This window comes from Pseudomonas sp. LFM046, from assembly GCF_000949385.2.
GTDB lineage: Bacteria > Pseudomonadota > Gammaproteobacteria > Pseudomonadales > Pseudomonadaceae > Metapseudomonas.
Genome location: NZ_JYKO02000001.1, coordinates 1,834,483 through 1,849,011 on the forward strand (window position 1 = coordinate 1,834,483; position 14,529 = coordinate 1,849,011).

General features: G+C 64.8%; 10 protein-coding genes. 4 read left to right on the top strand and 6 right to left on the bottom strand.

Annotated features, from left to right (window positions below; genetic code table 11):
* Positions 1-39 precede the first annotated feature (39 nt).
* The gene (locus TQ98_RS08545; protein WP_044874921.1) at positions 40-573 is read left to right on the top strand and encodes a PaaI family thioesterase; all 534 of its coding nucleotides are present in this window, start codon (positions 40-42) and stop codon (positions 571-573) included.
* Between the two features lie 167 nt (positions 574-740).
* Positions 741-1,571 (top strand): formyl transferase, encoded by an 831-nt coding sequence (locus TQ98_RS08550; protein WP_044874922.1) that lies wholly within the window; start codon positions 741-743, stop codon positions 1,569-1,571.
* 237 nt (positions 1,572-1,808) lie between these two features.
* Here TQ98_RS08550 and putA read toward each other — a convergent pair whose 3' ends face one another.
* From putA to TQ98_RS08565, 3 genes are all read right to left on the bottom strand, one after another.
* Entirely contained in the window at positions 1,809-5,786 is a 3,978-nt protein-coding gene (gene putA / locus TQ98_RS08555; protein ID WP_044874923.1) for a trifunctional transcriptional regulator/proline dehydrogenase/L-glutamate gamma-semialdehyde dehydrogenase, read from the bottom strand.
* A 311-nt stretch (positions 5,787-6,097) separates the two neighbouring features.
* Positions 6,098-6,667 (bottom strand): TetR/AcrR family transcriptional regulator, encoded by a 570-nt coding sequence (locus TQ98_RS08560; protein WP_044874924.1) that lies wholly within the window; start codon positions 6,665-6,667, stop codon positions 6,098-6,100.
* Positions 6,668-6,773: 106 nt separating this feature from the next.
* On the bottom strand, positions 6,774-7,904 hold the full coding sequence (locus TQ98_RS08565) for a thiolase family protein (protein WP_044874925.1): 1,131 nt from the start codon (positions 7,902-7,904) through the stop codon (positions 6,774-6,776).
* 229 nt (positions 7,905-8,133) lie between these two features.
* Here TQ98_RS08565 and TQ98_RS08570 point away from each other — a divergent pair, with 229 nt between their 5' ends.
* The gene (locus TQ98_RS08570; RefSeq protein WP_044874926.1) at positions 8,134-9,015 is read left to right on the top strand and encodes a DMT family transporter; all 882 of its coding nucleotides are present in this window, start codon (positions 8,134-8,136) and stop codon (positions 9,013-9,015) included.
* Between the two features lie 32 nt (positions 9,016-9,047).
* Here TQ98_RS08570 and TQ98_RS08575 read toward each other — a convergent pair whose 3' ends face one another.
* Positions 9,048-9,359: a hypothetical protein gene (locus TQ98_RS08575; RefSeq protein WP_044874927.1), complete on the bottom strand. Its 312-nt coding sequence runs from the start codon at positions 9,357-9,359 to the stop codon at positions 9,048-9,050.
* 289 nt (positions 9,360-9,648) lie between these two features.
* Between TQ98_RS08575 and TQ98_RS08580 the strand changes: the two genes are divergently transcribed.
* Positions 9,649-10,338, top strand: coding sequence for an endonuclease I family protein (locus tag TQ98_RS08580; RefSeq protein WP_103102916.1), 690 nt, complete (start codon positions 9,649-9,651; stop codon positions 10,336-10,338).
* Positions 10,339-10,373: 35 nt separating this feature from the next.
* On the opposite strand, the gene TQ98_RS08585 is transcribed toward TQ98_RS08580, so the two are convergent.
* Positions 10,374-12,635: an ATP-dependent DNA helicase gene (locus tag TQ98_RS08585; protein ID WP_044874929.1), complete on the bottom strand. Its 2,262-nt coding sequence runs from the start codon at positions 12,633-12,635 to the stop codon at positions 10,374-10,376.
* Complete coding sequence (locus TQ98_RS08590; RefSeq protein ID WP_044874930.1) at positions 12,632-14,269, bottom strand: VRR-NUC domain-containing protein; 1,638 nt, start codon at positions 14,267-14,269, stop codon at positions 12,632-12,634. Before TQ98_RS08590 ends, TQ98_RS08585 begins: the two co-directional genes overlap by 4 nt.
* Positions 14,270-14,529: the final 260 nt, after the last annotated feature.

Here is a 14,529-nt window from a genome sequence, read left to right on the forward strand (position 1 = left end):
CCATCATTTAACTGAGCAGGATGACCCAGGAGAAACCCGATGAGCGATCTGTCCCGTGAAGAAAAACTGCAAATCTGGCTGGCTGCCGAGGCCGAAATTCGTGCGCGCCTCAAACCCGGCACTCTGAGCATTGCCGAAGTGGCAGCCCTCAGTCCGCTGGAGTTCTTCGACGGCATCGGCCGCGGCGAATTGCCTGCGCCGCCCATCGGCGAGCTGATGGGCTTCGTGCCGGTCGAGTGGTCGAAGGAGCGTTTCATTTTCCAGGGGGTGCCACAGATGCAGCACTACAACCCCATTGGTTCGGTGCACGGCGGTTATGCCGCAACCCTGCTGGACTCGGCCATGGGTTGCGCCATCCACACTCACCTGGAGAAAGGCCAGGGCTACACCACCACTGACCTGCGCATCAGCTATATCCGTGCGCTGACCACCAAGACCGGCCCGGTACGTGCCGAAGGGCGGATCATCCATGTCGGCCGCTCCACCGCCCTGGCCGAGGGACGCATCTACGACGTGGACGGCAAGCTGTATGCGACCGGCTCCACGACCTGTCTGATCCTCGGGGGCAAGTAGGCGCCGCCTGCAGATTGGCCGGCTTGCGTGTTCTCAAGGCCGTCCGGGCATTGGCATGCCGTGAATCTCGACCACGGTGCGCCGCTCGCCCGGCCAGATCGCTGCTTGGGTGCTGCTAATCTCATTTGAGATCAACGCTTGTGCTCAAGCCGGCTGGTGGTGCCGCCATGAGAATTGTCTTTCTGGTCAATCGGGACATCGAGAGCAACTACATCCTCAATCTGCTGTTGCCCGAGCTCCATCGGCATACCGTCGGTATTTTCCTTTCCGAGCGGGTTGGCGCGAGCAGCGGGGTACGGGCGCGGATGCTGGGCCAGCTGGCCTTTATCGAGCAGGACCTGTTCGGCGAGCTGGTCTTTCCCCTCATCGAGCTGACCAGTCCTGGCGGCGGGCGATATGCCGGTTTCAGTGAGTTGTCGCGACGCTTCGGTATTCCGCTGCAGGTACTCTCGACCTTGAAAGATTCGGCAGCGCTGCAGCAGCTGCACGACATGCGAGCCGACCTGTTCGTCTCGATTCGCTTCGGTTTGATCCTGGATGTCAATGTGCTGGGGATTCCCCAGTGCGGCTGCCTGAACCTGCACTCGGGCCTGCTGCCTCAATACCGGGGCGTGCTCGCTACGTTCCGGGCCTTGCTGAATGGCGACGATGAGATCGGCTGCACGCTCCACTGGATCGATAGTCCGAGCATCGACAGGGGGGCCGTTATCGACAAGGCGCGGAGGCCGGTGGTGAAGGATCGCTCCTTGTTCTGGCACATTCTTTCGCTCTACCCCTTGGGAGCCGACTTGATCTTGAGTGCTATCCGCCGCCTGGAAGATGGCGCTCCCGTCGTTGGCGAGCCGCAGGATGCAACGGCTGGCGCCTACTACTCGTTTCCCTCGGAGGACGACCTGACGCGGTTCACGGCGCAGGGGTGGCGTCTGTTCGATCGGGGAGACATCTGGGAGATTCTTGAACCGTACGGATGCAGGCCGGGTGCGGCCCTGAAGCTGTAAGTCGCGGGGTGAGTAGCCGGGCGATGCGCGATGTTCGTGCACGAAAAAAGAAGGGGGCACGCTTGTGGCGTGCCCCCATTGCCGTCAGTGAATGACAGCCAACCGTCGAAGAGAAGAGTGGGCGGAGGCGCCCGGTAAGGCGGTCCGCCTGGAGGCAGGGCCTCCGGTGTTGCGCCCGACGCGGCCTTGTGAGCCGTGCCGGGGTGGAGCGGGCCGCGCCCGGAGGCGCGGCGGGTGTCAGCCGATGGTCATCAGGCTGGCGTTGCCGCCGGCGGCGGCGGTGTTGACGCTGATGGCGCGTTCGATCAGCAGACGCTCCAGCGGGATCGCGGTCTCGCCCTGGGACAGGCCCTGGACGCCGATGATCGGACCCTTGCGGGCGGCGACCTGCTGGCAAATTCCGCGCAGTTGGTCGGAATCACCGTGGTGCAGCACTGCGTCGAAGCCGACGTCGGCCTGGGCCCAGTCCGTCACCAACTGGATGCGTGCCTGCACGGCCTTCGGCAGGGCGCCACGCAGCTTGCCGGTCAGCTCACTGGTGGCCCACAGCGCGCTGCTGCCGACGGCCAGGGTGGCGGCCAGTTGGGTCAGCAGATCGCCTTCATCGTCAGCCAGGCAGAGCACGGCCTCGCGCGGCAGCAGTACATAGGTGTTGCGCTCGCCGGTCGGGCCGGGGAGCACGCGGCTCAGGCCGCTCTGGGACTGCTCAGCGAAGCTGTCGCAGAGGCTGGCCAGGCCGTCCTTGCCGTTCTTCACGGCCCAGGCCTTGAGGGCTTCCAGGGGCTTGCCATGGCGCTCGTGCAGGGCAGTGCGATGCATGGCATCGGCGGCAGTGGCGCCGTCCAGGCGCTGGAAGGTGCGGCTCACGCCATCGGCCGGGCGAGTGGCCAGCAGGCGGTACATGTACAGCGGACCGCCAGCCTTCGGGCCAGTGCCGGACAGGCCTTCACCACCGAAAGGCTGCACGCCCACCACGGCGCCTACCATGTTGCGGTTGACGTAGAGGTTGCCGGCGTGGGCCTTGTCCACGACCTTGGCGATGGTTTCGTCGATGCGGGTGTGCACGCCCAGCGTCAGGCCGTAACCGGTGCCGTTGATCTGGTCGAGCAGGGCGTCCATGTCTTCGCGCTTGTAGCGCAGCAGGTGCAGGACGGGGCCGAAGATCTCGCGCTCCAGGTCAGCCAGGCTGTTCAGTTCGATCAGGGTCGGCATCACGAAGGTACCGCGCTGCATCACATCGCCCTCGGTGCGGGCGATCTGGAACACGCTGCGGCCTTTGTTGCGCATGACCTGGATGTGCTGATCGATGTTGGCCTTGGCTTCGGCGTCGATCACCGGGCCGATGTCCACGTTCAGGTGCTCGGGGTTGCCGATGCGGCACTCGCCCATGGCGCCCTTGAGCATTTCCACCACGCGGTCGGCCACGTCTTCCTGCACGCACAGGACGCGCAGGGCGGAGCAGCGCTGGCCGGCGCTGTCGAACGCGGAGGCGATCACGTCGGTCACCACCTGCTCAGCAAGGGCGGAGGAGTCCACGATCATGGCGTTCTGGCCGCCGGTTTCGGCGATCAGCGGGATCGGGCGGCCCTGGGCGTCCAGGCGACCGGCGACATTGCGGGCGAGGATGCCGGCGACTTCGGTGGAGCCGGTGAACATCACGCCTTTCACGCGCTCATCAGCCACCAGGGCGGCACCGACGGTGTGGCCGAGGCCCGGCAGCAGCTGTACCACGCCTTCCGGAATGCCGGCCTGGAGCAGGATGCGTACGGCCTGGGCGGCGATCAGCGGGGTCTGTTCGGCGGGCTTGGCCAGCACGGTGTTGCCGGCAGCCAGGGCCGCGGCCACCTGGCCGGTGAAGATTGCCAGGGGGAAGTTCCACGGGCTGATGCAGACCACCGGCCCCAGGGGGCGGTGAGTGTCGTTGGCGAAGTCGTGGCGGGCCTGGGCGGCGTAGTAGCGCAGGAAGTCCACGGCCTCGCGCACTTCGGCGATGGCGTTGTTGAAGGTCTTGCCCGCTTCACGGACGAGGATGCCCATCAGCGGCTGCATCTCGGCTTCCATCAGGTCGGCGGCGCGATCCAGGGCGGCGGCGCGCTCCACCGGCGGGGTGGATTGCCAGATCGGCGCGGCGGTGATGGAGGCCAGTACGGCGTTGCCCACGTCAGCGGTGGTGGCGTTCTGTACGTGACCGACCACGTCGCGGTGATCTGCCGGGTTCAGCACGGGCTCGCTCGGGCCTTCGCTGGCCGGGCAGCCGAGCATCGGCTGGGCGCGCCAGTCGGCGTGACCGGAGCTCAGCAGGGCGCTGGACAGCGAGGCCAGGCGGTGTTCGTTGGCCATGTCGATGCCGCTGGAGTTGACGCGGGCGTCGCCATACAGGGCCTTGGGCTGCGGAATGCGCGGGTGCGGCAGGCCGAGTGCGCCTTCCACGGTGGCCATGGCTTCGGCGCTGGCGACCGGGTCTTCCACCAGCTCCTTGATGGAGATGCTGTGGTCAGCGATGCGGTTGACGAAGCTGGTGTTGGCGCCGTTTTCCAGCAGGCGGCGCACCAGATAGGCCAGCAGGGTTTCATGGGTACCGACCGGTGCGTAGATACGGCACGGACGGTTCAGCTTGCCGTCGGCCACCTTGCCCACCACCTGCTCGTACAGGGGTTCGCCCATGCCGTGCAGGCACTGGAACTCGTACTGGCCCGGGTAGTAGTTCTGACCGGCGATCTGGTAGATGGCGGACAGGGTGTGGGCGTTGTGGGTGGCGAATTGCGGATAGATCGCATCTGGCACGCCCAGCAGCTTGCGGGCGCAGGCGATGTAGGAAATGTCGGTGTAGACCTTGCGGCTGTAGACCGGGAAACCTTCCAGGCCGTCCACCTGGGCGCGCTTGATCTCGCTGTCCCAGTAGGCGCCCTTCACCAGGCGGATCATCAGGCGATGGTTGCTGCGGCGGGCGAGGTCGATCACGTAGTCGATCACGTACGGGCAGCGCTTCTGGTAGGCCTGAATGACGAAGCCGACACCGTTCCAGCCTTTCAGGGACGGCTCGAAGCAGAGGCGCTCGAGCATGTCGAGGGAGATTTCCAGGCGGTCTGCTTCTTCGGCGTCGATGTTCAGGCCGATGTCGTACTGCTTGGCCAGCAGGGTCAGGGACAGCAGGCGCGGATACAGCTCGCCCATCATGCGCTCGTACTGGGCGCGGCTGTAGCGCGGGTGCAGGGCGGAGAGCTTGATGGAGATGCCCGGGCCTTCATAGATGCCGCGGCCGTGGGAGGCCTTGCCGATGGCGTGGATCGCCTGCTCGTAGGAGGCGTAGTAGCGCTGGGCGTCTTCCTCGGTCAGCGCGGCTTCGCCGAGCATGTCGTAGGAGTAGCGGAAGCCCTTGGCTTCGAAGCTGGTGGCGTTGGCCAGGGCTTCAGCGATGGTTTCGCCGGTGACGAACTGCTCGCCCATCAGGCGCATGGCCATGTCCACGCCCTTGCGGATCAGCGGCTCGCCGCTCTTGCCGATGATGCGGTTCAGCGAGCTGGAGAGGCCGGATTCGTTGTGGGTGGATACCAGCTTGCCGGTGATCAGCAGGCCCCAGGAGGCGGCGTTGACGAACATCGACGGGCTCTGGCCCAGGTGCTGCTGCCAATTGCCGGTGCTGATCTTGTCGCGGATCAGGGCGTCGCGGGTGCCTTTGTCCGGGATGCGAAGCAGGGCTTCGGCCAGGCACATCAGTGCCACGCCTTCCTGGGAGGACAGGGAGAATTCCTGCAGCAGGCCCTGGACGATGCCGGCGCGGCCGCTGGCGCTCTTCTGGTTACGCAGCTTTTCGGCGATGCCGTAGGCCAGCTTGTAGGCGGCGTCGGCCAACTCGGCGGGCAGGCGGGCCTGCTCCAGCAGCATGGGTACGGCTTCCTGCTCGGGGCGGCGGTAGGCGGCGGTGATGGCCGCACGCAGCACGGACTGCGGCAGGATGCTCTCGGCGAAATCGAGGAACGGCTGGTGAACGGGCTCGGGGAGGGCCTCGAGCGCGTCATGGTCACCCTCGGCCAGGCGTTGGGCGATGCCCTGGAGTTCGGGCAGGGTCATGCCGCTTTCCAGTGCCTCGAGGTAGCTGAAGATCGCTTGCTTGATCAGCCAATGCGGGGTGCGCTCGATCCTGCGCGCAGCTTCCTTGAGACGGTCGCGGGTTGCCTCGTCCAGTTTCACGCCAAGGGTGGTGCTCGTAGCCATTTCTTGTCCTCTTTTCAGCCGTCGTCCGCGGCAATAGCGGCGCAAAGAGTAGCGATGTCCTACATGGGGTGCAACCTGGTGCAACCAAAGGTTGCGGGGTGCAGCGCATTCTCCTGATGAAAGGTCGGTGCGATGGCTGTTCGGGGTTGCACCTGTTGAGCTCGAAGGGCAGGCCTGCCGTGATCTCTCAAAGGCAGGCAGGACTCAATTACCGATGGTGCAACCCTGGGTGCAGCCGGTTTAAATCGGGATCAGGAAAGCATAGGCGCCCCTCGGCGGATGCCGAGGGGAAAGGGAGGGGCAAGCGGGGATCAGGACTTGGCGCTTTGCAGGGCGTCGAGCTGGGTCAGCAGGCTCTGGCGCGCACTGTCGAGGATACGGTCGGAGAGTTCTTCACTGGCGACGCTGCGGGACAGGCTCAGGGCGCCCACCAAGGTGGCGAGCATGGCAAGGCTCTGCTCGGTATTGCCGGTTGCCTGCTCCAGGTGTCCCAGCAGGCCGGTCAGCACTTTGTCGGTGATGGGGCTGGCATTGCCGCGCTGACCCAGTTCCGCCGACATGGTGGGCAGCGGGCAACCCTGCTCGGGGTGGGCGCGGTGCTGTGGCGAGAGGTAGCGCTCGAAGAAGGCCTTCAGCGGTTGGTCCTTGGAGAACGCTTTGTCCCAGTTGGCACTGGCGTCATGCGCCGCAGCTTGCAGGGCTTCCTCCACCAGGGCGTCTTTGGATTTGAAGTGGGCGTAGAAGCCGCCGTGGGTCAGACCCAGGGCCTTCATCAGGGGCTGAAGGCCGGTGGCGTCTATGCCATCGCTGCGGAAACGGCGGGACGCCTCGGCGACGATGCGTCGGTGGGTCTCGGCTTTGTGATCTTCGGGATAGCGCATGGAGGTCGCCTCACGGGAGGGTTGATATGGCGATTGTAATTCCACATCCCCGGTTGCGCGAGTGTGATTCGGCCACGACGCCGACGGGCGTGTCGTGGCCGATGAATCAGGCCCTTTCCAGCAGGGTGGCCACGCCCTGTCCGCCGCCGATGCATTGCGTGGCGACGGCATAGCGGCCACCGCTGCGCTTGAGCAGGCTGGCGGCCTTGCCGGTGATACGCGCGCCGGTGGCTCCCAGGGGGTGACCGATGGCCATCGCGCCGCCATCCAGATTCACTTTCGCCGGGTCGAGGTCCAGTTCCCGGATGCAGGCCAGCGCCTGGCTGGCAAAGGCTTCATTGATCTCGAACAGGTCGATGTCGAGTGCCTCCAGGCCAGTGCGCTGCAACAGTTTGCGGGTGGCGTAGAGGGGCCCCATGCCCATGATCTCCGGTGGGCAGCCGACCACGGCCACGGCCTTGATGCGTGCGAGGACATCCAGGTTCCAGCGCGCAGCGAAGCCCTCGGTGCAGACAAACACCGCAGCCGCGCCGTCAGTCAGAGGCGAGGCGGTGCCCGCGGTGACACTGCCGCCAAAGGCCGGCTTCAGTTGGGCGAGGGCATCCGGGGTAGTGCCCGGGCGAATGCAGCCGTCCTCGGTCACCAGGCCGTCGGGCGTTTCGATGGCGATGATTTCATCCTGAAGTAGCCCATTTGCCTGGGCTGCTGTGGCCTTGCGGTGGGATTCCACGGCCATGGTTTCCTGGTCGCTGCGGGGGATGCCGTAGCGATCGGCGACCACCTCTGCGGTGTGCCCCATGGCCATGTAGGCCTGCGGGTAGCCGTTCACGAGCTTCGGATTGGGGGAGATGTTGAAGCCACCCATGGGCACGCGGGTCATGGATTCCACGCCGCCACAGAGAAAGGCTTCTCCCGCGCCTAGCTGGATCTGCCCGGCAGCGTAGTGGATGGCGCTCATGGAGGAACCGCAGAAGCGGTTGATCGTGGCGCCTGCGACGGTTTCCGGCAGTCCGGCGAGAAAGCTGGTGATGCGCGCGATGTTCATGCCCTGTTCGGCTTCCGGGTAGGCGCAACCCAGGATCAGATCCTCTATTTCCCGAGGATCGATATCCAGACGCTGCACGAGCCCCTTCACGACCTGGGCAGCCAGGTCATCTGGACGAAGGTTGATCAGGCTGCCTTTCTTGGCGAATTGAAAGGGCGAGCGGGCGTAACCGGCGATGACGATGGATTGCATGTAAGGCTCCTCGGGGTGGGGCGGGCGACATGTGTTTGCATGATATCCATCATTCAAATCGCTGTATATGACGTGTGTAATTTAACTATTGATGCAACGGCTGCCGCCAGTCGCCGCTCCATCGGCCCTGCCAGGTGAGTCTTGAGCCATGCGGGCTTAGCCGATATCTTGAGTCGCCTAATCATTAGTCTGCTATCAGGCTTTTTCCCGCAGGCGTCCCGGATCCTCCATGAGTTCCCAAAACCCTCTGTCGCAACGTGTCGACCAGCCGCTCAAAGGTATTGTCCTGGTCTGCCTGGCCACCTTTTTCTTCTCCAGCCACGACGCGATTTCGAAGTACCTCTCGGCCTTCTATCCCATCGTGATGGTGGTCTGGGTGCGTTACCTGGTGCACACCCTGCTGATGGCGGGGTTTCTGCTGCCGCGAGAAGGGGCGCGGGTGTTGCGTACCAGGCGGCCGCTGCTGCAGGTGGCGCGGGCGCTCTGCCTGATTGGCGTGAGCCTGCTGTTCACCACGGGGCTACGGCATATTCCCCTGGCCGAGGCCACGTCGGTGATCTTCCTGGCGCCGTTGCTGGTCACTGCCTTGTCGGTGCCGCTACTGAAGGAGCGGGTATCCCGGGGGCAATGGGTGGCGGTGCTGGTGGGCTTTGGCGGGGTGCTGTTGATCGTCCGGCCGGGCAGTGCGTTGTTCACTCCGGCGATCTTCTTCCCGCTGGCAGCGGCAGTCTGCTTCGCCTTCTACCAGTTGCTGACGCGCATCCTGACCCGTACCGACAGTTCGGCCACCAGCAACTTCATCACCGGCCTGACGAACACCCTGGTGATGAGTGCCCTGGTGCCGTTCTTCTGGCACCTGCCGGAGACTCTCGGGCACGGCCTGCTGATGCTGGCCGTGGGCACGTGCGGCATGGGCGGGCACATGCTGCTGACCCAGGCATTCCGCCACGCCTCGCCGCCACTGCTGGCGCCGTTCGGTTACGGGCAGATCGTCTTCGCCGGCACGCTGGGACTGTTGCTGTTCAACCATGCGCCGGACCAGATGGGGCTGCTGGGCATTGCAGTCATCGTGGGCAGCGGGTTGTTCATGGCCTACGCCCAGAGACGCTAGCGGCTCTGGGACTTGGTCCCGCGCTGCGTTCCCTACGCCGTCTCAGCCTCCCGTGAATCCACGTAGTCCTTCAACCACCTGAGTACCTGCACGGGCTCCCAGCGAGCGGGGTCGAACAGGGCGTAGGCCTGGCCCTGGTAGCCCACCACGTCCAACTGCCGGTGATAGCCGGCGCGCTGGAACAGGGCCTCGATCTCCGCCAGGCAGGTGTTGAAGTGCAGGCGGCCGAAGGGCGTCTTGCCGTCGGTTACCAGGCCTTCCAGGCGTAGTTCTTCCACCGCTTCGCGGATCTCTTCCGGGGCCATGCGGCTCACGGTGTATTTCAACTGGCGTACATCCAGCATCTGGGCCTCCTCCGGCGCGGTCAGTGCAGCCGCCGGCTGGCTAGCAGGGGCTGCACCTGGCCGCGGGGCGGGAAGGGCAGCGGCAACTGATAGGGCACAGGGATGCTCGATGGAACGGGTTGCTCGGGAATTGGCAATCGGATCGGGGCTGATACAGGCATAGGATTCTTCCTGAAATACTGTATATTTATACACATATCAGCTGCCGTCGTCTGATGGCAACCAAACCAAAGGAAAAATCTGCTGTCAGTCATTTCCCCCTGACGCAGTACCGAGAACAAGAATCCTGATGATCCGCTCTATTCTGCTGGCCTTCCTGCTGTTTTCCGCCGCAACCGAAGCCTCCGCTCCCCGCACGTTCAACGAAGCCAAGAAGGTCGCCTGGAAGCTCTACGCCACCCATCCAGTGGAGTTCTATTGCGGTTGCCGCTATGAGGGGAACCGGGTCGACCTGAAGAGTTGCGGCTACGTGCCGCGGAAAGCTCCGCAGCGGGCCAAGCGCATCGAGTGGGAACACATCGTGCCGGCCTGGGTGATCGGTCATCAGCGACAGTGCTGGCAGAAGGGTGGGCGCAAGAACTGCGCCGAGCACGACCCCACCTACCAGCGCGCCGAGGCCGACCTGCACAACCTGGTGCCGAGCATTGGTGAGGTGAACGGCGACCGTAGCAATTTCAGTTTTGGCTGGCTGTCGCAGAAGCCCGGCCAGTACGGCGCTTGCCCCATGGTGGTGGACTTCAAGGCGCGAAAGGCGATGCCGCGCCAGCAGGTGCGCGGGATGATCGCGCGCACCTACTTCTACATGAGTGACCGTTACGGCCTGCGCCTCTCCAGCCAGGACCGCAAGCTCTACAACGCCTGGAATCGCCAGTACCCGGTGGAGGCCTGGGAGCGCAATAGGAACCAGCGCCTGGCGTGCGTGATGGGCCACGGCAATCCGTTCGTGGGGAAGGTGGATATGAACGCCTGCCGGCGGTAGAGCCGGTACGAGGTTTCCGGTGCGCAGAGCGCACCCTACAGCGAAGGCCGGAGTTCTTCGATCGACCACCAGTTCGGCAATAGCCGTTGCACGTCCTGCCGCGCGAAGCGGTCGTCGATCAGGTGCACCACGCCTTGGTCCTCGGTCGTGCGGATCACTCGCCCAGCGGCCTGGACCACCTTCTGCAGGCCCGGATAGAGGTAGGCGTAGTCGTAGCCTGCGCCGAAGAGTTCGGCCATTCGCTGCTTGAGCTGTTCGTTCACCGGGTTCAGCTGCGGCAGCCCAAGGGTGGCGACGAAGGCGCCGATCAGGCGTTCGCCGGGTAGGTCGATGCCCTCGCCGAATGCGCCGCCCAGGACTGCGAAGCCAATGCCCTCGCCGCCAGCTTCGAAGCGTTGGATAAATGCCTGGCGTGCGGCTTCATCCATTTGCCGACCCTGTAGCCAGATGGGGACGTGCGGATATTCCCGAGCAAAGCGGTCGGCCACCTGTTGCAGGTAGTCGTAGCTGCTGAAGAAGGCCAGGTAGTTGCCGGGGCGCTCCTCGAACTGTCGCGCCATCAGTGCCGCGATGGGGGCCAGTGAGGCGCTGCGATGCTGATAGCGAGTAGAGACATCGGCCACTACCCGTACCTGCAACTGTTCAGCGCGGAAGGGGGAGTCCACCTCCAGCCACGGTGTGTTCTGTGCCAGCCCCAGCAGGTCGCTGTAGTAGTGACGTGGATTGAGGGTGGCGGAGAACAGCACCGTTGAGCGGCTGGCGGAGAAGCGCGGGCCGAGGAAGGGCGCCGGCACCAGATTGCGCAGGCAGAGGCGCGAAAGACAGCCGCTGCCCTTGGCGGGGCGCTTGCTGATATCGAACAGCGAGTGGCTGTCGAACTGTTCGGCCATGCGGCCGAACTGCAGGGCTTCGAAGTAGAAGTCCTGAAGCGCGGCGTCGAGGGCCGTGGGGTTGTCAGCCAGGTAGTCGGTGATGGCGGTGACGGCGCCTTGCAGGGCGTTCAGCAGCTTCTGCGGTGGTGCGTCATAGGCGCGATAGTCCTCGGCCTGGTCCCGGTTGAGCTCGCTCCAGAGGCGCCCGACTCGTTCAAGGGGTTTCTTCAGCACCGCTGGCGCGCTCTTGCGCAGGGACTTGATGGCGAATTGGTCGAGCTCGGCCGAATACATCTTTCGCGCCCGGTCCACCAGGTTGTGGGCTTCGTCCACCAGTACGGCGATGCGCCACTGATTGGCGGCAGCCAGGCCATGGAGCAGGGCGCTGCTGTCGAAGTAGTAGTTGTAATCGCCCACCACCACGTCGCTCCAGCGGGCCATTTCCTGGGCCAGGTAGTAGGGGCAGACCTGATGGGCGAGGGCCACGTCGCGCAAGGCTGCGCGGTCCAGCCAGCGGCGTTCCGCAGCCGCCGCGCGGGCGGCCGGCAGGCGGTCGTAGAACCCTCGGGCCAGTGGGCAGGATTCGCCATGGCAGGCGTTTTCCGGGTGCTCGCAGGCCTTGTCGCGGGCCGCCAGCTCCAGCACCCGCAGGGGCTCGGTGCGCAACTGCTGCAAGGCGTCCAGGGCCAATTGGCGGCCGGGTGTCTTGGCGGCGAGGAAAAACACCTTATCCAGGCGCTGGCGCGGCACCGCCTTGAGCAGAGGGAACAGGGTGCCCAGGGTCTTGCCGATGCCGGTGGGGGCCTGGGCCATCAGGCAACAACCGGTGCTGACGGCCTTGTACACGGCTTCGGCCAGTTGGCGCTGGCCGTGGCGGAAGCTGGAGTGGGGGAATGCGAGGTGCTCGAGGGCTTTGTTGCGTGCATCGCCGTGGGCCACTTCCTGCTGGGCCCAGGCCAGGAAGTGCGCGCATTGCTTCTCGAAGAACAGGCGCAGTTCCTCGGCCGTGCAGGGCTCGGTCAGGAGGGTTTCCTTCTGGCTGCCCACCTCGAAATAGACCAGCGCCAATTCGACTTCCGGCAGATCCAGCTGCTGGCAGAGCAGCCAGCCGTAGACCTTCACCTGGGCCCAGTGCAGCTGCCGATGGTTGTCCGGCATGCGCTGCAGGTCGCCCCGGTAGGTCTTCACTTCTTCCAGGCGATTGCGGATCGGGTCGTAGCCGTCGGCGCGACCGCGCACCTTCAGGGGGCCGAATTCGCCTTCGAGAGGGTGTTCGGACTGGTAGCCCTCGCCTCGGCGGCTGGCCACCACGGCGTGGCCGGCGATGCCTTCCTGGGCGGTGGGGGCAGGGGTGAAACGCAAGTCGAGATCGCCGCCCTTGGCGGTGAACTCGCAGAGCGCACGGACCGCAATGCTGTACGTCATTGGCAGGTGTCCGCCCACTGCACGTAGCAGACTTCCACGGGAATCCCGTGTTGGGCGCAGAATTCCAGCCAGCGCAGTTGGTTGTCCTGCAGGCGGTCGCCCGGCCCCTTCACTTCGATCAGGCGGTAGCGGCGCTCTTCGGGCCAGAACTGGATCAAGTCCGGCAGGCCAGCGCGGTTGGCTTTGATATCGGCAAGGATGCGCTGGAAGCAGGCTTTCAACTGCGTCGCCGGCAGGCAGGCAAGGGCTTGTTCCAGCAGGGCTTCGTCCAGGTTGCCCCAATAGACGAAGGGCGACAGCAGGCCCTGCTTGGTTGCATAGGCGCGGCGGATGCTGGTCTGGTACTCGCCGCTGTCCAGTTGTGCCAGGCAGGCATCGAAGAGCCCTGCGCGGCGGGCATGGAAGTCGGGGCTGAGCAGGTCTGCCGGGCCGTTGTGGAACGGGTGGAAGAAGGCGCCAGGCAGCGCGGCGAAGATCGCGTCCCAGCAGAGCAACCCGAACAGGGAATTGAGCAGGGTGTTTTCCACGTAGTGCACCGGCGCGCCGTCTTCGTGGAGATGCAGGAGCACCGCTTGCTCCACCGACAGTGGTTTCGGAGGCTGGGGCAGGACCAGGTCGATGCGTTGTACGGGTGCGCTGCTGGCAGGCGGCACCTTGGGCAGGCCGAGTTTGCGGCGCAGTCGCGGCAGGATTCGCGTGAGATGCTGCGCTTCCTCATCATTCTCTGGGGTTGCGCACGCCTGTTGGGCCAGGGCAAAGGCTTCTTCGTGCGCTTCCTGCCGCTCCAGCACGCGGATGCGCCGCACTCGCGCGCCGGGGTAGTCGCACAGGCCGTAGAGGCCCAGGGCGATTTCCGGCAGCTCGCAGCGTTCGCAATGCTGGCCCACCTGGAACAGCAGCTTGCGTCGACGCGCGTCCAGCCAGGGATTGGCGTGGGATTCCAGGGGCAGTTCGGGCAGGAGCTGATCCAGGGGCTCGCCAGCGTCGAAGCGCTCCCGCCAGTGGTGCAGGCGCAGGTAGTAGTCCAGGTCCGCGCGCTCGCGGAATCCCCGCGCGGAGGCGTCGATCTCGACTTTTTCGTACTGGTAGATACCGAGGTCGGCGAGGACGAATTCAGACCAGTCCTGGTAGAGGTTGCCGAAGAACATCAACCGCAATCGGTCGCAGATGCCCATCAGGCCAAGCGCGTAGACGCAGTCGACGCTGGTCGGATGCCAGTCGGCGAAGGCGCGCGGCTGTGGATGGTCGGCAAGCAAGGCCTCAAGCCGCTCGGCCTTGCGTCCTGGTGTCTTGCCGAAGCAGGCGTCCACCTCTCCCAGGGTCAGTAGGCCAAAGAGCTGCGAGAGGTCCAGTACCGGATCTGCATTCACCCAGCCCAGCTCCACCAGTGGCGCGGCTGCCTGACGGGTATCGCCGATTTCCGTGTAGTTCAGCTTGCTGGCGCGGAACAGCGTGCCCTTGCGCATGACCATTCGCACCAGAAGCGCCTGGGAGACGCGGGGCAGGGCGCGGAAATCGTCGATGAAGGCCCGCTCTTCGGCGACCAGCAGGTCGCTGTAGCGCCCGCTGATCCAGTCCAGGAGGGTGTGGAAATTCTGGAGGTAATAGAACGGGTCTTCGAGGGCGGCAGGCATGGTGGGAAAGGTCGGGTTTTACTGTGAATTTATACAGATATCAGGCCTGGCCGGACGGCGGCAAATGGATTTCGATCAGTGGGACGCAAGCACGTTGTGCCTGCGGGTGCCGAGATGGGTGGCATTACCGAAATTGTCGCGCCTGAAGCTAAAAAAACTATATCCACGCCCTTCTGCCGCGCGGGCCCCGTGCTGTCCGAGCTGGCAGCTTTTTCCTAGCCAGCGACTACAAAAATCATAATTTCGCGAATCCCTGCCTC

Coding starts and splice junctions, on each gene's coding strand:
- TQ98_RS08560 (WP_044874924.1), bottom strand. CDS start 6,667: ATGCGCTATCCCGAAGATCACAAAGCCGAGACCCACCGACGCATCGTC.
- TQ98_RS08545 (WP_044874921.1), top strand. CDS start 40: ATGAGCGATCTGTCCCGTGAAGAAAAACTGCAAATCTGGCTGGCTGCC.
- TQ98_RS08575 (WP_044874927.1), bottom strand. CDS start 9,359: ATGCTGGATGTACGCCAGTTGAAATACACCGTGAGCCGCATGGCCCCG.
- TQ98_RS08580 (WP_103102916.1), top strand. CDS start 9,649: ATGATCCGCTCTATTCTGCTGGCCTTCCTGCTGTTTTCCGCCGCAACC.
- TQ98_RS08590 (WP_044874930.1), bottom strand. CDS start 14,269: ATGCCTGCCGCCCTCGAAGACCCGTTCTATTACCTCCAGAATTTCCAC.
- TQ98_RS08585 (WP_044874929.1), bottom strand. CDS start 12,635: ATGACGTACAGCATTGCGGTCCGTGCGCTCTGCGAGTTCACCGCCAAG.
- TQ98_RS08550 (WP_044874922.1), top strand. CDS start 741: ATGAGAATTGTCTTTCTGGTCAATCGGGACATCGAGAGCAACTACATC.
- TQ98_RS08565 (WP_044874925.1), bottom strand. CDS start 7,904: ATGCAATCCATCGTCATCGCCGGTTACGCCCGCTCGCCCTTTCAATTC.
- TQ98_RS08570 (WP_044874926.1), top strand. CDS start 8,134: ATGAGTTCCCAAAACCCTCTGTCGCAACGTGTCGACCAGCCGCTCAAA.
- putA (WP_044874923.1), bottom strand. CDS start 5,786: ATGGCTACGAGCACCACCCTTGGCGTGAAACTGGACGAGGCAACCCGC.